The sequence below is a fragment of the Pseudomonas sp. RA_35y_Pfl2_P32 genome (genome assembly GCF_963970735.1).
Taxonomy (GTDB): domain Bacteria; phylum Pseudomonadota; class Gammaproteobacteria; order Pseudomonadales; family Pseudomonadaceae; genus Aquipseudomonas.
In genome coordinates this window covers 1-16,496 of record NZ_CAXAQF010000032.1, presented here as the reverse complement: position 1 = coordinate 16,496, position 16,496 = coordinate 1, and the positions used below count along the sequence as shown (strand labels likewise).

Here is a 16,496-nt window from a genome sequence, read left to right as displayed (position 1 = left end):
CTTGGATGATGCCATCGCGAGCAGACGGAGCTTGCTCGCGATGAGGCCCACAACTACAACAGCGGCGCCACCACCGGCTCTTTGCGCGGCCAGGCATCCAGCACGGCCTTGAACAGGGTCGCCAGGGGAATCGCGAAGAACACGCCCCAGAACCCCCACAGCCCGCCGAACAGCAGCACCGCGCAGATAATTGCCACCGGGTGCAGGTTGACCGCTTCGGAGAACAGCAACGGCACCAGCACGTTGCCATCCAGGGTCTGGATGATCCCGTAGACCGCCATCAGGTAGATGAACTGATCGCTCCAGCCCCACTGGAACAAGGCAATCAGCATCACCGGCACCGTCACCACCACTGCGCCCACATAGGGCACCACCACGGACACCCCGACCAATAACGCCAGCAGCGCCGAGTAGTTGAGGCCCATGGCGACAAAACCGATGTAGGTCACCCCGCCGCAGATGGCCATTTCCATGACCTTGCCACGAATGTAATTGGCGATCTGGCGGTTCATTTCCTGGCCGACCCGGGTAATCAGCGCCCGCTCACGCGGCAGGTAGCCGCGTACCCAGCGGCCGATCATGGCCCGGTCCTTGAGGAAGAAGAACACCAGGATCGGCACCAGCACCAGGTAGATCATGATATTGATCAGCAGTGGCAGGCTCGACAGCGAGAAGGTCAGCGCCCACTGGCCGAACTTGCCGATTTCGCTGCGCGCCACTTCGATGGCCCGCAGTACCTGTTCATCCGACACTAGATGCGGATAACGCTCAGGCAGCAACAGCAGCAGCGATTGCCATTTGGCGAGCATCCCAGGCAGTTCGTTGAACAGGGTGATGAGCTGATGCCAGAGCAAGGGCACCACCACCACGATAAACACCAGCAACACCCCCATGAACAGCGCGAACACCAGCCCCACCGCGACCCCGCCGGGCAGGCGCAGGCGCAGGCGCTCCAGGGTGCTGACCAGGCCCTGCATCAGGTACGCCAGGACCATCCCCGCCAACACGGGCGCGAGCATGCCGCCCAGGGTCAGCACGGCGGTGAAGGCCAGGACCAGGAGGACGGCCAGCACCACTGCTTCTTCGTCGGAGAAGTAGCGCTGAATCCAGTCGCGTAGCACTTTGAACATCAATGATCCTTAAGGGCGGGGGGGCAGGCCAGTCAGTCAGGCTTTTTTCAGCCAGTAGCGATAGACACCGGCTTCGTCTTCTTCGCGCAGCAGGGTATGACCGGCCAAACGGGCAAAGGTGCGAAAGTCGCGCTGTGAACCGGCGTCGGTGGCGATTACCTTGAGCACGGCGCCACTGGGCAGGCCGTTGAGCGCCATCTTGGCCTTGAGCAGCGGCAACGGGCAATTGAGTCCGCTGGCGTCCAGTTCGGCATCATGGGCTACAACGTCGGTCATTACTTCACTCCGCACAGGTGATTGAGCCGCCTAGAATATCTGGTCCCGAGGCAAGTGTCCGGCTACAGTAAGCTCTTTGTCGACTAAGGCTTTGTGCATGACTTTTCTGCGCCCCACGCTGCTGACGCTCGCTTGCCTGCTTGCCTCACCAGGCTTCGCCGACGACTTGCCGTCACTTGGCGACGCCAGTTCTGCCATCGTCTCGCCCCAGCAGGAGCACGACCTGGGGCGCGCCTGGCTGGCCATGTTGCGCAGCCAGGTGTCACAGCTCAATGACCCGCAACTGAAAAACTACGTGGAAACCAGCGTCTATCGCCTGGTGGAAACCAGCCAACTGAACGACCGGCGGCTTGAGTTCATCCTGATCAACAGCCCCCAGCTCAACGCCTTTGCCGCGCCGGGCGGGATTGTCGGGGTCAACGGTGGCCTGTTTCTCAACGCCCAGACCGAAGGCGAATACGCCTCGGTACTGGCCCACGAATTGGCGCACTTGTCGCAACGTCACTTCGCCCGCGGTGTAGAAGCCCAGCAACGCATGCAAGTGCCGATGATGGCCGCCCTGCTCGCCGGGATTATCGTGGCCGCGGCCGGCGCCGGTGACGCCGGGATCGCGGCAATCGCCGGGACCCAGGCGGCCGCGATCCAGGAGCAACGGCGCTTCTCCCGACAGAACGAGCAGGAGGCCGACCGCATCGGCATCGTCAATCTGGAGAAAGCCGGCTACGACCCGCGCTCCATGCCGAGCATGTTCGAACGGCTGGGGCGCCAGTACCGCTTCGATGCCAAGCCGCCGGAATTCCTCCTGACTCACCCGGTGACCGAATCGCGAATCGCCGACACCCGCAACCGCGCCGAGCAGGCGCCCGCCGGCGGCAAGGAAGATACCCAGACCTATCAGCTGATTCGCGCCCGCGTGCAGTTGATCTACGAAGAAACCCCGGGCCTGGCCGCCAAGCGTTTTCGCGCGCAACTGGATGACAACCCGAAAAACGACGTGGCGCGTTATGGCCTGGCCATTGCCCAGATCAAGGGTGGCCAGCTCAGCGATGCCCGCGAGAGCCTGAAGCCGCTACTGGCCAAGGCGCCCAATGAAATCATCTACAACCTGGCCCAGGTCGACCTGGACATGGCCAGCAACCGCCTGCCCGATGCGCAAAGCCGGGTCGACCGGATGCTCAGTCAGTTCCCGGGCAACTACCCGCTCAATCAGGTCCGGGTTGACCTGCTGCTCAAGCAGAATCGCCCAGCCGAGGCCGAAAAAGCCCTGGAAGCCCTGCTCAAGACCCGCCCGGACGATCCGGATGTCTGGTACATGGTCGCCGAAACCCGCGGCCTGTCCGGCAACATCATTGGGCTGCACCAGGCGCGCGCCGAGTATTTCGCGCTGGTGGGCGACTACCGCCAGGCCATTCAGCAACTGGACTTCGCCAAGCGGCGCGCCGGCAGCAACTTCCCGCTGTCGTCACGGATCGATGCCCGGCAACGCGAGCTCATGGAACAGGAGCGGATGATCAAGGACATGATGGGCTGACGCGTCTCGCCCCCACGAAAAAGCCCCTCGATGAGGGGCTTTTTTGTACCGCAGGCTTAACCCACCGGCATCAGGCCATCTGAATGATGGTCTGCATGATGGTGCTCTGGGTGGAGATAGTCTTGGCGTTGGCCTGGTAGTTACTCTGGCCCTTGATCAAGTCCACCAGCTCGTTGGTCAGGTTGACGTTGGAGTCTTCCAGCGAGTTGGACACCACTGAACCCAGGGTGCCTGTCTGGCCGGCGTCGTACGCGGCAAAACCGGACAGGTAGGTCTCCTTCCAGCTGGTGCCACCGGCGGCCTGCAGGCCCTGCTCGTTGTTGAAGCTGGCCAGGGTGACCTGGCCGATCGCCTTGGACTTGCTGTTGCTGAAGTTGGCGAACAGCGTACCGGTACCGTCGATGGTCAGGTTGGTGATCTGGCCGGTGGCGTAGCCGTCCTGGGTCGGCAGGTTGCGGATGGTTGCCGAGTTGTACTGGGTGGTCAGGGCCAGGTCGTTGGTGACGCCGGTGGCATTGCCCACGGCGCCGTTGGCCGTCCACACGCCATCCTTGACTGTGCCCGGCGTCCAGACGTCCGCGCCCATGACAATGGAGTTGCCGCTGACGGTGTAGGGGCTGCCACTGGCTGGCGCGTCGATGTCCAGCAGCTTGCCGTCGGAACCGAAGTTCATGGTCATGGCCGCCTGGTTGCTCGGCGTTGCCGGTGGCGAACCCAGGCCGGCCGGTACGAAGGCCGAGCCGTCCGGGTTGCGCCCCCCTACCAGGGTGTAGGTCTGCCAGGTGTTGGCGCCGGTCTTGACCACGTACTGGTCCAGGTTGTGCTGGTTACCCTGGCTGTCGTAGATCGGGGTGGTGAACATGTCGGTGTAAGTGCCGATCTTGGTCGGGTCGAACGGGGTGACTGCCGGATCGATGATCGGCTTGCTGGAGTTCAGGTTGATACTCGAGGAAATGTTGCCGGTGGTTTTCGGCTGCAGGTTCGCCTGGTCGATTTTCAGGTCGCCGATCACATCCTTGAGGATCTTGCCGTTTTCATCGACCGCATAACCTTGCAAGCGCGCGGTGCCGGCACTGTTGGTGATGAAGCCGTCCTTGTCGACGTTGAAGGTCCCGGCGCGGGTGTAGGTCAGCGAACCGCCGTCATTGAGCACGAAGAAGCCCGAACCGCGGATGGCCATGTCCAGCACGTTACCGGTGTTGGTCACATCACCCTGGCGAAATTGCTGGGACACGTTGGCCAGGCTCACGCCACTGCCGATGGACTTGTTGCCGTTACCCAGCTTGCTTGCCGCGTACACGTCTTCGAACTCCACGCGGGAAGATTTGAAGCCGGTGGTGGCGACGTTGGCAATGTTGTTGCCGGTAACGTCCAGTTGTTTGTTGGCCGCATAGAGACCGCTAAGGCCGATATTAAAAGACATATTCCACTCCTTGTTGCCGCGCTAGCCGGCTCTATAGACCAATGGTCTGTACTTTGGACAGGGCGATGGAGCCCATGTTGGCGAGGTTCAGCATCATCTCGCCGCCGGTCTGGCTCAGGGTCACGCTGTTGACGGTCGCCGGCAGGTAGGTGATCAGGTCAGTGGCCTTGCCGTCGATCTGCGCACTGGCCTTGAAGGTGTAGGTACCCGGGTCGACTTTCTCGCCCGCCGTGTTGGTGCCGTCCCAGACGAAACTGGCGTTGCCCTGGGCCTGGCTGCCCAGCTCGATGGTTTTCACCGCCTTGCCGTCCTTGTCGCTGATGGTCACCGTGGTGCCGGCCACCGAGGCCGGGATGACCACCGAGCCGGTCATGCTCTTAGTGCTGTCGACATAGGCCGAACCGGTTTGTACCACCACCGAACGGCCCACCAGCGACGACGCCTGCAGGGCCTGGGACGATTTGAACGAGCTCGAGATGTTGTTGACCGAGGAGTTCAGGGTGGTGATGCCTTCCAGGCTGCTGAACTGCGCCAGTTGGGCGACGAACTCGCTGTTGTCCTGCGGGTCGAGGGGGTTCTGGTTCTTCAGCTGGGTCACCAGCAGTTGCAGGAACGCGTCCTTGCCCAGCTCGTTCTTGCCGGTCTTGCTGCCGGCAGCGGCGGCCAGGCCATCATTGCTGGTGTTGCTGACGGTGGTCTTGGAGTTCGCAAGAATGTCGTTGAGACTCAGGCCACTGGTGGAATCGGTAACACTCATCAAAGCTGCCCCTTATCACTGACCGAGGGTCAGGACCTTCTGCATCATGGTCTTGGCGGTGTTCATCATTTCCGCGTTGGTCTGGAACGAACGGCTGGCGGAAATCATGTCGGCCATTTCTTCAACCACGTTGACGTTGGGGTAGTAGACGTATCCCTTGGGGTCAGCTGCTGGATGGTTCGGCAAGTAACGGGCTTCCAGATTGCTCTGGTCCTCGACCACGCCCAGCACTTGCACGCCCTGGCCGGCCGCATCCTGGTTCTGGAACAACGAGTCACCACCGCCCGACTGGCCGCCCTGGAACAGGGTGGCAAACACCGGGTGCCGGGCGCGGTAGGTCTGGTCGATGCTCGACGAGACGGTCTCGGCGTTGGCGATGTTACTGGCCACGGTGTTGAGGCGCGTGGTCTGGGCACTCATGCCACTACCGGCAATATTAAAAACACTGGACAGGGACATGGATTACTCTCCGCGCAGGGCTGCTACCAGCCCTTTGAATTTGCTATTGAGCAAGGTGAAGCTGGCCTGGAAGTTCACCGAGTTCTCGGCGTAGTTGGCCTGTTCCAGTTGGGCGTCCACGGTGTTCTGGTCGATCGACGGTTGCATCGGCGTGCGGTACAGCAACGACTCGTCGCCACTGCTCAGGCCCTGGGCTTCGATATGACGGCTGTTGGTCTTGTTCAAGGCGAAGCTGCCGTTCTTGCTCTTGTCGGCCTGGGCGGCCAGGACCGCGGAGAAATCCAGATCCCGCGCCTTGTAGTTCGGCGTGTCGGCGTTGGTGATGTTATTGGCCAGCACTTCGGCACGCTGGGCGCGGAAGCTGAGGGCTTGTTGGTGGATACCGAGCGCTTTATCGAAGCTGATGCTCATGTCGGAAACCTTTGGGTGACCTGATTTTTCGTAACAGGTTCAAAGCAAGCCCCGTGCCAGCTTGCCCGCCCCCGCAAACAGGGGCCCTGGCCGACAGCGGCAAGGCGGCAATGCCAGAAAAGCGGCAAGCGTCTTCCGGCACCTGCCGCTTTTCTGCCGCCCTGGGCGGCTCGACAGGCTTGCTACAAGGATTGTGCAGCACGATAAAAAACGGGAGCCTCTGAGGACTAATGCTGATCAGTTAAGCGACGCCGTCTATTGTGGGAGCGAGCTTGCTCGCGATGGACTTGAAAGCGCCGCGTATTTATTCATTTACGCGTTATCGTTCACGTCCATCGCGAGCAAGCTCGCTCCCACATAGGGGGGGGCGTTTCTCCTTAACTGATCGGCATTAGCCTCTGAGGACTCCCGCTTTTTTGCCACCTGACCATCACTTAGCCTGGTAGATGATCCCCGGACTGCACTGGACCATCTGGTAATGATCCGGCAGGCCGTTGAGGGCTTCGGACGCACCGAGGAACAGGTACCCACCCGGCTTGAGCGTACTGTGAATGCGCAACAGGATGTCCTTCTTCACTTCAGCAGAGAAGTAGATCAACACGTTGCGGCAGAACACGATGTCGAACTTGCCCAGGCCGGCGTAGCTGTCCAGCAGGTTGAACGCGCGGAACTCCACCCGGCTCTTGATCGGTGCCTTGACCGCCCAGCGCCCCGGCCCTTTCGGGTCGAAGTAACGTTGCAGGCGCTCAGGCGATAGACCGCGGCCAATCGCCAGGCTGTCATACTCGCCGGACTTGCAGTTGGTCAGCATGGTCCCGGAAAGGTCGGTGGCGACAATCTGCACCCCCATCCGCAACTGGCCCATGTTGGTCCGCTCGAACTCGTCGATCGACATCGACAGCGAATAGGGTTCCTGCCCCGACGAACAGGCCGCCGACCAGATCCGCAGACGCTGGCCGGGACTGGCCTTGATCGCGTCGGGCAAGACCTTGTTCTTCAACACTTCAAACGGATAAGTATCACGAAACCAGAGGGTTTCGTTGGTGGTCATCGCGTCCACGACCATCTCACGCAAACCACCGCGCGGCTGGACCTGGATGCGCTGGACCAGTTCACCCAACGACTTGATGCCTTGCTGTTCCATCAGTTTGTTGAGACGGCTCGAGACCAGATACTGTTTGTTTTCACCGAGCAAAATGCCACAGGCTTTTTCCAGGAAGACCCGGAACTGTTCGAAATCCAAATTACCCGTAGACAAAGATGCCGCCTCTAAAATCGTGTTGATCGCCAGGGGCAAAGGCCACCTAGCTGATATCTGCTGCTTTGATCCGGTCGACTACCCGGGATGCCAGGTCATCAGGACGGAACTTGGCCAGGAAGTCATCGGCACCGACTTTCTTGACCATCGCCTGATTGAACACGCCTGACAACGAAGTATGCAGGATGATGTGCAGCTTTTGCATGCGCGGGTCGTTGCGGATCTCGGCCGTGAGGGTGTAGCCATCCATTTCCGGCATCTCGATGTCGGAAATCATCATCAGGAATTCCTCTTCCGGCTTCTTGCCCTCCTCCACCAGCTTGCGCAGATAGTCCAGCGCCTGCCGGCCGTCGTTTAACGCCACGACCTCGACCCCCACCGTCTGCAGGCAACGGGAAACCTGTTTACGTGCCACCGACGAATCATCGACCGTCAGCACCCGCAACGACAGCGCCTTGTGTTGCGTCTCGTCATCCACCACCCCGGCGGAAATCGCTTCCGGTGCCGGTGCCACTTCGGCCAGGACCTTCTCGACGTCGATGATTTCCACCAACTGATTATCGACCCGTGTCACCGCCGTCAGGTAGTGATCGTGGCCCGTGCCCTTGGGTGGCGGATGGATCTCCTCCCAGTTCATGTTGACGATCCGCTCGACCGAGCGCACCAGGAACCCTTGGGTCTTGGTGTTGTACTCGGTGATGATCACAAAGGGATTGCTCTGGTCCTGCAACCCGCCCGCCCCCGTGGCCATTGCCAGGTCCATGATCGGAATGGTTGCGCCCCGAATACTTGCCACACCGCACACGACAGGATTGGATTTGGGCATCAGGGTCAATTTCGGGCATTGCAGCACTTCCCGAACCTTGAACACATTGATGCCATAGAGCTGCGGACCGTCGAGACGGAACAACAACAGCTCCAGGCGATTCTGCCCTACCAGTTGTGTGCGCTGGTTTACCGAATCCATTACTCCAGCCATGCCCAGCCCCCTACACCAACGCTAAGTGTGTTGCGACGCACATTCATCACTAAACGGCACGGCGCTTGCTTTTTAACCGCTATGAACGCGAACACGACATTTTTCCGACGCCTGACTTCAACCTGCCGCCGATTGCTCGGCGCGGCTGCGACGGCGTGCCTGTTCAACGCTGGCAGCCCTGCCCTTGCAGATCCGCTTACCTTGCCTGATCTACTTATCGGCGTCACTCAGGGCTTTCTTGAATTCACTGTTGAAGACTATCTGGCGTCCAGCCAAACCGAAGGCCGTTATGAGATCGAGGTCAAGCAACTCGATCCCCGCCTGCGCCTGCCCACCTGCGACAAGGAATTGACAGCCTCCCTGGAGAGCCCGGCCAAGCCGGTGGGCCGGGTGACGGTGAAGGTTCGTTGCGACGGCGCCTCGCCCTGGACCGTGTTCGTGCCCGCGCAAGTCCGGCTGTTCCGTGAGGTGGTGACCAGCACTCGCCCGCTCAAGCGTGCTGGAATCATCGAGCCGGCGGATGTGATCCTGCGTGAACGCGACATCAGCTTGATCAACCAGGGGTACCTGACCAGCGTCGACCAGGCAATTGGGCAAAAAATTGTCCGACCAATGGTCAATGACCAGGTCATTACCCTGGTGCACCTGGAGCAGGCCGAAGTGGTGCGCAAGGGCGACCATGTGGTGATCACGGCCCGCAGTGGTACCCTCAGCGTGCGAATGCCCGGGGAAGCCCTGGCCAATGGCGGTATGAATCAACAGATTCGGGTCAAGAACCTGAACTCCCAGCGGGTGATCAAGGCCCAGGTCATAGCCCCCGGCCAGGTGGAAGTGGCCATGTAGATAACTGGCGCAGCTGCGAGCCACTCCCTAAACTGTGCCTCACGCAGGGCAAATGCCGACGCGCCCGTGCTCATCGAGAAATGAGCCTAAAGTTTTTCGCGATTTGGCCGAAAACATGGCAAGCGTCCAAATTCCCAGAGGTTTTTTGCATCATGGTTATCGATTTCAGCCGTTTGAACAGCTCCCCCACGCTCACCAGCAGCACGCGCACCAGCGCCAACCAGGAATCTGCTGACGCCGCTCAAACCGCGCCGCTGTCGACCCAGTCCCAACAGGTCGCGACCAGCCAGAGTGGGGAATCGGTCCACTTCAGCAACGAGGCCCAGCAGTTGCAGAAGATCAGCGACACGCTGCGCGATCAGCCCGCAGTCGACAAAGCCCGTGTGGCCGAGTTGAAGGCCGCGATTGCCGATGGCAGCTATAAAGTCGACAGCAACCGCGTCGCCAGCAAACTGCTCAACTTCGAAGCCCAGCGCTAGCCCCAGGCTTGCGCCAGGCTTTTGGACGCTTAAAACCCAAGGCCAGCCATGCACGATAACAATCTACTGCAACTGATCACCGACGACCTTGAGCCAGCTCAACAGTTGCTCGATTTGCTGGGGCAAGAATCCCTGGCGCTGCACGGTCGCGACATGCAACGGCTGGAGCAGATCCTGGCCAGCAAGCAAGGCCTGATCGTCCTGCTCGACCAGCATGGTCGCCGACGCAGCGAAATACTCGCCAGCCTCAACCTGCCGACCGACAGCAGTGGCCTGCAACAGCTTGCCGCCCAGTCCAGTCTTGGCGCGCAACTGCTGGCCCAGAGCGAAGCGCTTAATCATCTGCTTAACGAGTGCCAGAGCGCCAACGCGCACAACGGTCGCTCGATCCAGGTGCAACAAGCCTCCACCGCCCATCAGTTGAGAATTCTCAATGGCGGCGAGTCCCCCACCCTTTATGACGCTCGCGGCTCAACCGCCATGCTCGTGAAGCCGCGCCCACTCAGCCAGGCTTGACCCCGCCACTGAGCGCGCTCTATCAAGGCGCGAAACATACTGGCAGAATGCCAGCCATTGCGTGTGACCGTATTCTGTCTGGAGAGTGATAAACCGTGTTCAATGCCTCAAGCGCGGAAGATACTCCGCAGCCACCGAAAGTGCTCACGACACCTCTGGAAATCGCCAGCACCCTGCGCATGCTGCAAGAGAGCCATGATCCCCTGATCATCACGTTCCATGAGCGCAGCCAGCGTTTCCAGAGCTACTTGGTGGACGTCGATCGCGAAAGCAACATGATCGCCCTCGACGAAATGATCCCGCGCGATGGCGAGCGCTTCCTGCTGGCGGGCGAACCGTTCCGGATCGAAGGCTTTCACGAAGGCGTGCGCATCGCCTGGGAGAGCAGCGGCACCCTGGCCATCGACGAATCCAACGGTGGTCGCTGCTACCGCGGTACACTGCCCGACGAGGTGGTCTACCACCAGCGCCGCAATGCCTTTCGTGCAGCCCTGAAGCTGGCGCAACTGGTGAATATCGAACTGGCTGGCGAGAAGCTCAAGGTGCCCCTGAACGGCAAGCTGCTGGACATCTCCGCCACCGGCTGCAAGCTGCGTTTTGATGGCGACATTACCAGCGGGCTGCAACTGGGCCAGGTCTACGACCGTTTCCTGGCCGCCCTGCCCTTCGGCAGCATGAGCACCTCGGTGGAGCTGCGTTACCTGCATCACGAAGAGCGGATCGACACCACCTTCGCCGGTGTTCGCTTTCACAACATGAGCGGCCTGGTGCAGCGCCAGGTCGAGCGTTTTGTCTATCAACTGCAGCGTGAAGCCCGGCGTTTCGACAAAGACGATTTCTGATTCGCTAGGCAAAAAAACGGGCAGCCCCTTGCGGTGACTGCCCGTTTTTTTTGCCCTCAGATCAAGGCCTGGCCCCGGTGAACGTGTGGGGGTGCTCATCGTCCGGCGGTGGATCGGTATCCGTCTGTTCGGCCTTGGTACCCGCTTCGGTCTCCGGATCAGGCTCCGGTTCAGGGCTGGCACCATTCTGCATCTGGTCCTGCACCACCTGCTCGTCGACCCGCGGATCGAGCGCAGCCACCAGTGGTGAACTGGACATACTGTCCGGCATCGCCACGTGGTGCAGGGGCGCGTCATCGACCTGATGCAGGTTGGTCACCGCTTTTGGTCGGATGCGCCAGACCAGTACCAGGGCAAAGAAGCTGAAAAACGCGTAGAGCATCTGGCTGCCGAAAAACTTCATCAGCACCCCCGCCACCAATGGCCCTATGCTCGCCCCGACCCCGTACGTCACCAGCAACATGGCGGTCAGCGACACCCGTCGATCGCCCTCGACATGGTCGTTGGAAAACGCCACCGCCAGCGGATACAGGCAGAACTGCACCAGCGAGCAGGCAAAACCGGCGATGAACAATACCTCCAGCGGCACCTTGGGCATGATCGCCAGGGGCAATGCCGCCAGCGCCAGGCAAATGGCGAAGCTGCGAATCAGCACTGCCCGGTCATAACGGTCCGACAGCCAGCCCAACGGCCACTGCACCACCAGGCCGGCAAAGATGCAGCTACCCATGAACAGGCCGACCTGCTCGGTGGACAGCCCTTGCTGGGAGGCATACAGCGGCGCCAGGCCATAGAACGAGCCGACGATCAGCCCCGCGCCAAGCACTGTACTGAGGGACTGCGGCACCCGCTTCATGAAGAAGCGCGGCTCCATCGGCGCCGGATGCAAGGGCGCGGGGTGAATGCGCCGGGTCAGGGTCACGGGCACCAGGCACAGGGCGAAACACAAGGCCACCAGCATCAGCAACTCAAGCCCCAGGGACGGGTGCATGACCAGAATCAACTGGCCCAGCACCAGGCCCAGGTAGGAGGCGATCATGTAGCCGCTGAACACCATGCCCCGCTGCTTGGCGTCGGCCTGTTCGTTGAGCCAGCTCTCGATGACCATGTACTGGCACATCATGCCCAGGCCCACGACCATCCGCAGAATCAGCCAGGCCGGCAGCCAGTCCACCAGTCCATGGCCGAGCACGGCGGCCCCGACTATCCCGGCACAGGCCGAATAAGCCCGGATATGCCCGACCCGGGCAATCAACCGGTGGCCGATCTTGCCGCCCAGGACCAGGCCGAAATAGTTGGCGGCCATCAACGCACCGACCCACAGGCCGTCGACCTGGTCGGCGGCCAGGCGCAGGGCCAGGTAGGTGCTGAGCAAGCCTGAGCCGATCAACATCATCAGCGAGGCGAAATACAGTGCTCGAAAGGATTTCCAGATTTGGCGCATCGGCGTTCCGAGCGGCTCCTTGCGGTGAGGATCGGACTATCGTCAACGATAGCCCGACAGCGACGGGTCGGTTAGGCCTGGGCGGCTAAAACGCGCCGTTCCCAGGGAGTGATTTCATCAAAGAAGCTGGTCAACTCCATGGTCTTCGAGGCGATGTAGCCTTCGATGAATTCCATGCCGAACAGTTCCTTCGCCAATTGGCTACGTTTCAGACGTTCAAGAGCTGCGTGCAAGGTACATGGCAACGACAAACTTTCCGGCACGCTGAATTCGCCCTGGATAGCCGGGGTCGGCTCCAGTTGCTGCTCGATACCGTGCAGCCCGGCGGCCAGGCTGGCGGCGATGGCCAGGTAAGGGTTGGCGTCGGCGCCCGGCAGGCGGTTTTCGACCCGGCGTGCCGCTGGCGAACTGGCGGGAATGCGTAACCCGGCGGCGCGGTTGTCATGGGACCAGCAGGCGTTGTTGGGTGATGCGAAGGGATGGCACAGGCGCTGGTAGGAATTCACGTTCGGTGCGAACAGCGCCGTGAAGTCCGCCATGCCGGCCTGCTGGCCGCCGATGAAGTGACGGAACATCGCCGTTGGCTCACCGGCCTCGTTGCTGAACACGTTGCGGCCGGTGCCGAGCTCGACCACGCTTTGGTGAATGTGCATCGAGCTGCCGGCCGTGTGGGCCAAAGGCTTGGCCATGCAGACCACGGTCAAGCCATGTTTGAGCGCCACTTCCTTGAGCAGGTGCTTGAACAGGAACGTCTGGTCGGCCAGCAGCAAGGGGTCGCCATGCAGCAGGTTGATCTCAAACTGGCTGACGCCCATTTCGTGCATGAAGGTGTCGCGCGGCAACCCCAACGCCGCCATGCAGGTGTAGACCTCATTGAAGAACGGACGCAAGCCATTGTTGGAGCTGATGCTGAACGCCGAATGACCGTCTTCGCGACGTCCATCCACGCCAATGGGTGGCTGGAAAGGTTGGGTCGGGTCGGTATTGGGGGCGAAGACGAAAAACTCCATCTCGGTCGCCACTACGGGCGCCAGGCCTCGCGCGGCATAGCGGGCAACCACGGCCTTGAGCTGGCCGCGGGTCGACAGCCGCGAATTTTCGCCGCTCAACTCGTCGGCATCACAGATGGCCAGTGCGCGAGGTTGGGCACTCCAGGGCAAACGATGGATCTGTTGCGGGTCGGCATTGAGCGCGAGGTCACCGTCGTCGCTGCCGTAGAAACGCGCAGGTGGGTAACCGCCCATGATGCATTGCAGCAACACCCCTCGTGCCATCTGCAACCGCCGCCCTTCAAGAAATCCTGCGGCCGTCATCACCTTGCCGCGGGGCACCCCATTGAGGTCCGGGGTGACACATTCAATCTCATCAATGCCGGTCAATCGCTGTGCGAGAGAACCCAGGCCATCGGTCGTCATGACGCTATCCTTGTTGTTGTGTAGGCCGTTTACGGCAACCCGCACAAAATAGGCTTCAGCCGTTCGGAATATCAAGCACAACCGCTGAAAAGCTCAGTCAGACTCTGTGGACGCAGGTTTTAACGGGTCTCAAGGCAGATAGAGACTGAACAGCCCGCCACCCAGAGGCCCGCCATTACTGATTTCGGTCCGCCCGGGCACGCCGTTGCGCTGGTGCAGCTGCGCAATGCGCGCGGCAAAGTACAGACCCAGGCCGGTACTGCCACTGGCCGGGTTGATGCCTTGCACGTACTGCTCCTGGCGCTCGATCATCTGGGCCGGGTAGCCTTCGCCATCGTCATTGATGGTCAGCACCAACTGCCCGGTTTCCTCACCGACGCTGATCAGCAGCGACTGGCGGGCAAAACGGATCGCGTTGTTGATGGCATTGGCCAGCACCGTGCCGATCAATTCGCGATCGAAAAAACCCAGCGGGCTCAAGGGATCGACTTCGTAAGTGACGAGAATGCCACGACTCTTGAACACCTCTTGGTGCGCGGCCAATTGGGCTTCGATGAAATCGTCCAGTTCATGGTAATCCGGGCGCACTGGCAACTGGTTGACGCCGAGTTTGTATAGCCCCAGCAACTGCACCAGCATGCCATTCAGATGGGCGAATTCGAAGTCGATCACGCCCTGCTCATCGGTGTGCTGCTGGGCACTGGGCAGTCGGGCCAGCCACTGGCCGTGCGCCTGCATCAGCACTGTCAGGGAATTCTTCATGTCGTGTACGGTGGAGGCAATCACCGTGGAAAAATCCAGCCCCTGATCAGTTTCACTCATTGCTCAAACGCCTTGTTCTGCAGCTTTTGATAACGCGGATACCGCGAGTCGCTCTCGGGCATCAGGCCGACCATCTTCAAACACTTGCGGCACTCCTCGAGCAATCCCGGCTCGAGGTCGGCCGTGGCCCCGTGCAACAAGGCCTGCGCCATATTCAGGGCGATGCTGATGTTCTTCGGTTGTAGCAACAGGGCGCCGCGAAACAGCTCGCGGGCTTCGGTCAGGGCGCCGGCCTTGTAACTGCGCACGCCTTGGCGGTTGAGGTCTGCTGCGGCCGTGCCCGAGTTGAGAATTGCCGGATCATCGGTCTGCTTGGCGATACCGCGCATCACCGCCGGGTCATCGCCGTAGATTTCCGCACAGTTCTTGAGCATCGAGTCGCTGGCCTCTGCCTGTCCCAGCATCTTCAACTGCTTGGCCACCAGCAAGGCTGCATCGGCACTCATGAACTGCTCCATGCCGTCGAGGCGGGTCAAGGCCTGCTCGGTGAGCTTGTCGGCCGTTTCCGCATCGTTGATCAGCAAACTGGTGGCTTTCATCAGCCGCGCGCGAATCTGCAAGCCGGGGTCACTGGGGTTTTCCTTGGCGACCGCGCTCAAGGTCTGGTTGATCTCCAGCCGTGCACGGGTGTCCAAGCCCCTTTCACTACCTTTGCTGATCAGTGCATGGGCCAGGCCGAGGTTGCTCTCCGGATCCTTGAAGCGCGACTGCGCACCTTGGGAGACCGCCTGGCGATAGGCTTTGGCGGCGGTGTCGAAGTCTTCGTTGCTCATGGCCAGTTTGCCCAGCAGCGATTGCCGACGGACCGCCAGGGGGGAAAGGCGCACCGCCTCTTCGAGCACCCGTTGTGCCGACTTGCTGTTGCCTTGCGCCACCAGAACATCGGCCAGCCCGTCGTACAGACCCGGCATCATCGGAAAGACCTTCAGCGCCTTTTCGTACAGCGCCTTGGCCTGGGCGACCTGGCCGCGCTTGAATAATAGGCGGCCCAGCCCCACGTAGGCCCAGGGCAACGGACGGTCGGCGAGGATGCTGTTGTACAACCGTTCGAGCACTTCGTTCTGGTTCATGTCGCGCAGTGCGTCAGCGCGATAGCGCAGGCATAGCGGCGAGTAACGCGGGTCCTGCTTGCACAGCGCAATGCAGGCGTTGAGGACCTCAACCGGCTTGCCGCGATCCAGCGCTTGCATGATCGGCTTGAGCAAGGTCTTGCGCTGCTGTAACCGCTCCAGACGCTGGGCCAGGCCGGCGCGGTTGAACGGTTTGGTCAGGTAGGCATCCGGCTCGTGTTCGAGGGCACTGAGCACCATGGCCTGGCTGCTCTCGGCAGTAACCATGACGAAGATACTTTCGTGGCTGATCAGTTTTTCGATCATCAGGTCTTCGAGTACCTGCTGACCGTTCTTCTTGCCGTCGCCCAGGTGGTAGTCCTGCAGGATGAAGTCGTAGCGCTTCTGCGAGCACATGCGCAGCGCGACCTCGCCCGTGTCGGCCGTGTCGACATCTTTCACACCCAACTCGCGCAACATCGACCGGACCGAACTACGGAAATCCGAGAAATCATCGACGATCAAAAAGCTCTTTTGGTGGTACGCCAGCATCAAAGATTCCAGGCAATTAAAAAGATGAACCACAGGGACGCGCTCAACTTCGCTGCCCTGTTTGGCATCGCGCGAGACTACCGTCCATCGGGTTATCGGCCGGACAGGGCATTCCCTTGAAGGTATCAGTGAAGATTCGTGGGTTTATCTGAACAAAGATTGCATGGGAGCAAGGTTGCTGAGTTTTTCGCGCGCAAAAACAAAACCCCTACCTGCATACGCAGATAGGGGTTTCGGAATTTAATCTTGACGATGACCTACTCTCACATGGGGAAACCCCACACTACCATCGGCGATGCATCGTTTCACT

Annotated in this window: 17 protein-coding genes; 5 read left to right on the top strand and 12 right to left on the bottom strand. The window is 60.7% G+C overall.

Features of this window, described 5'->3' with window-relative positions:
* Positions 1 to 53 precede the first annotated feature (53 nt).
* Together AACY45_RS25010 and AACY45_RS25005 are read right to left on the bottom strand one after the other, a co-directional pair.
* Positions 54 to 1,130: an AI-2E family transporter gene (locus AACY45_RS25010; protein WP_339548040.1), complete on the bottom strand. Its 1,077-nt coding sequence runs from the start codon at positions 1,128 to 1,130 to the stop codon at positions 54 to 56.
* 36 nt (positions 1,131 to 1,166) lie between these two features.
* A complete protein-coding gene (locus AACY45_RS25005; RefSeq protein WP_339548038.1) occupies positions 1,167 to 1,406 on the bottom strand; it encodes a sulfurtransferase TusA family protein in 240 nt (79 codons plus the stop codon).
* A 97-nt stretch (positions 1,407 to 1,503) separates the two neighbouring features.
* Between AACY45_RS25005 and AACY45_RS25000 the strand changes: the two genes are divergently transcribed.
* The gene (locus AACY45_RS25000) at positions 1,504 to 2,937 is read left to right on the top strand and encodes a M48 family metalloprotease (protein ID WP_339548036.1); all 1,434 of its coding nucleotides are present in this window, start codon (positions 1,504 to 1,506) and stop codon (positions 2,935 to 2,937) included.
* A gap of 70 nt (positions 2,938 to 3,007) precedes the next feature.
* Here the strand turns inward: AACY45_RS25000 and flgE are convergent, their stop codons facing one another.
* The 6 genes from flgE to AACY45_RS24970 form a co-directional block, all read right to left on the bottom strand.
* A complete protein-coding gene (gene flgE, locus AACY45_RS24995) occupies positions 3,008 to 4,360 on the bottom strand; it encodes a flagellar hook protein FlgE (protein WP_339548034.1) in 1,353 nt (450 codons plus the stop codon).
* A gap of 31 nt (positions 4,361 to 4,391) precedes the next feature.
* Positions 4,392 to 5,117 (bottom strand): flagellar hook assembly protein FlgD, encoded by a 726-nt coding sequence (gene flgD / locus AACY45_RS24990; RefSeq protein ID WP_339548032.1) that lies wholly within the window; start codon positions 5,115 to 5,117, stop codon positions 4,392 to 4,394.
* 15 nt (positions 5,118 to 5,132) lie between these two features.
* Complete coding sequence (gene flgC, locus AACY45_RS24985; RefSeq protein WP_339548030.1) at positions 5,133 to 5,576, bottom strand: flagellar basal body rod protein FlgC; 444 nt, start codon at positions 5,574 to 5,576, stop codon at positions 5,133 to 5,135.
* Between the two features lie 3 nt (positions 5,577 to 5,579).
* Positions 5,580 to 5,987, bottom strand: coding sequence for a flagellar basal body rod protein FlgB (gene flgB, locus AACY45_RS24980; RefSeq protein WP_095171814.1), 408 nt, complete (start codon positions 5,985 to 5,987; stop codon positions 5,580 to 5,582).
* A gap of 430 nt (positions 5,988 to 6,417) precedes the next feature.
* On the bottom strand, positions 6,418 to 7,245 hold the full coding sequence (cheR, locus tag AACY45_RS24975) for a protein-glutamate O-methyltransferase CheR (RefSeq protein WP_339548028.1): 828 nt from the start codon (positions 7,243 to 7,245) through the stop codon (positions 6,418 to 6,420).
* Positions 7,246 to 7,291: 46 nt separating this feature from the next.
* The gene (locus tag AACY45_RS24970) at positions 7,292 to 8,224 is read right to left on the bottom strand and encodes a chemotaxis protein CheV (protein WP_339548026.1); all 933 of its coding nucleotides are present in this window, start codon (positions 8,222 to 8,224) and stop codon (positions 7,292 to 7,294) included.
* A gap of 81 nt (positions 8,225 to 8,305) precedes the next feature.
* Between AACY45_RS24970 and flgA the strand changes: the two genes are divergently transcribed.
* The 4 genes from flgA to AACY45_RS24950 all read left to right on the top strand — a co-directional run bounded on the left by flgA (position 8,306) and on the right by AACY45_RS24950 (position 10,904).
* The gene (gene flgA / locus AACY45_RS24965; protein ID WP_339548024.1) at positions 8,306 to 9,067 is read left to right on the top strand and encodes a flagellar basal body P-ring formation chaperone FlgA; all 762 of its coding nucleotides are present in this window, start codon (positions 8,306 to 8,308) and stop codon (positions 9,065 to 9,067) included.
* A gap of 152 nt (positions 9,068 to 9,219) precedes the next feature.
* Positions 9,220 to 9,546, top strand: coding sequence for a flagellar biosynthesis anti-sigma factor FlgM (gene flgM, locus AACY45_RS24960; protein WP_339548022.1), 327 nt, complete (start codon positions 9,220 to 9,222; stop codon positions 9,544 to 9,546).
* A gap of 48 nt (positions 9,547 to 9,594) precedes the next feature.
* A complete protein-coding gene (locus AACY45_RS24955) occupies positions 9,595 to 10,062 on the top strand; it encodes a flagella synthesis protein FlgN (RefSeq protein ID WP_339548020.1) in 468 nt (155 codons plus the stop codon).
* A 95-nt stretch (positions 10,063 to 10,157) separates the two neighbouring features.
* Entirely contained in the window at positions 10,158 to 10,904 is a 747-nt protein-coding gene (locus AACY45_RS24950) for a flagellar brake protein (RefSeq protein ID WP_339548018.1), read from the top strand.
* 61 nt (positions 10,905 to 10,965) lie between these two features.
* Here AACY45_RS24950 and AACY45_RS24945 read toward each other — a convergent pair whose 3' ends face one another.
* The 4 genes from AACY45_RS24945 to AACY45_RS24930 form a co-directional block, all read right to left on the bottom strand.
* Entirely contained in the window at positions 10,966 to 12,348 is a 1,383-nt protein-coding gene (locus AACY45_RS24945; protein ID WP_339548015.1) for an MFS transporter, read from the bottom strand.
* Between the two features lie 71 nt (positions 12,349 to 12,419).
* Entirely contained in the window at positions 12,420 to 13,661 is a 1,242-nt protein-coding gene (locus tag AACY45_RS24940) for a glutamine synthetase family protein (RefSeq protein ID WP_339548076.1), read from the bottom strand.
* Positions 13,662 to 13,892: 231 nt separating this feature from the next.
* The gene (locus AACY45_RS24935; protein ID WP_339548013.1) at positions 13,893 to 14,585 is read right to left on the bottom strand and encodes a sensor histidine kinase; all 693 of its coding nucleotides are present in this window, start codon (positions 14,583 to 14,585) and stop codon (positions 13,893 to 13,895) included.
* Positions 14,582 to 16,186: a response regulator gene (locus tag AACY45_RS24930; RefSeq protein WP_339548011.1), complete on the bottom strand. Its 1,605-nt coding sequence runs from the start codon at positions 16,184 to 16,186 to the stop codon at positions 14,582 to 14,584. The genes AACY45_RS24935 and AACY45_RS24930 overlap by 4 nt, the downstream gene beginning before the upstream one ends.
* Positions 16,187 to 16,496: the final 310 nt, after the last annotated feature.

What these genes read in the sequence shown, in the direction of transcription:
- AACY45_RS25010 (WP_339548040.1), bottom strand. Translation starts at nt 1,130, where the DNA reads ATGTTCAAAGTGCTACGCGACTGGATTCAGCGCTACTTCTCCGACGAA.
- AACY45_RS25005 (WP_339548038.1), bottom strand. Translation starts at nt 1,406, where the DNA reads ATGACCGACGTTGTAGCCCATGATGCCGAACTGGACGCCAGCGGACTC.
- AACY45_RS25000 (WP_339548036.1), top strand. Translation starts at nt 1,504, where the DNA reads ATGACTTTTCTGCGCCCCACGCTGCTGACGCTCGCTTGCCTGCTTGCC.
- flgE (WP_339548034.1), bottom strand. Translation starts at nt 4,360, where the DNA reads ATGTCTTTTAATATCGGCCTTAGCGGTCTCTATGCGGCCAACAAACAA.
- flgD (WP_339548032.1), bottom strand. Translation starts at nt 5,117, where the DNA reads ATGAGTGTTACCGATTCCACCAGTGGCCTGAGTCTCAACGACATTCTT.
- flgC (WP_339548030.1), bottom strand. Translation starts at nt 5,576, where the DNA reads ATGTCCCTGTCCAGTGTTTTTAATATTGCCGGTAGTGGCATGAGTGCC.
- flgB (WP_095171814.1), bottom strand. Translation starts at nt 5,987, where the DNA reads ATGAGCATCAGCTTCGATAAAGCGCTCGGTATCCACCAACAAGCCCTC.
- AACY45_RS24970 (WP_339548026.1), bottom strand. Translation starts at nt 8,224, where the DNA reads ATGGCTGGAGTAATGGATTCGGTAAACCAGCGCACACAACTGGTAGGG.
- flgA (WP_339548024.1), top strand. Translation starts at nt 8,306, where the DNA reads ATGAACGCGAACACGACATTTTTCCGACGCCTGACTTCAACCTGCCGC.
- flgM (WP_339548022.1), top strand. Translation starts at nt 9,220, where the DNA reads ATGGTTATCGATTTCAGCCGTTTGAACAGCTCCCCCACGCTCACCAGC.
- AACY45_RS24955 (WP_339548020.1), top strand. Translation starts at nt 9,595, where the DNA reads ATGCACGATAACAATCTACTGCAACTGATCACCGACGACCTTGAGCCA.
- AACY45_RS24945 (WP_339548015.1), bottom strand. Translation starts at nt 12,348, where the DNA reads ATGCGCCAAATCTGGAAATCCTTTCGAGCACTGTATTTCGCCTCGCTG.
- AACY45_RS24940 (WP_339548076.1), bottom strand. Translation starts at nt 13,661, where the DNA reads ATGACGGCCGCAGGATTTCTTGAAGGGCGGCGGTTGCAGATGGCACGA.
- AACY45_RS24935 (WP_339548013.1), bottom strand. Translation starts at nt 14,585, where the DNA reads ATGAGTGAAACTGATCAGGGGCTGGATTTTTCCACGGTGATTGCCTCC.
- AACY45_RS24930 (WP_339548011.1), bottom strand. Translation starts at nt 16,186, where the DNA reads ATGCTGGCGTACCACCAAAAGAGCTTTTTGATCGTCGATGATTTCTCG.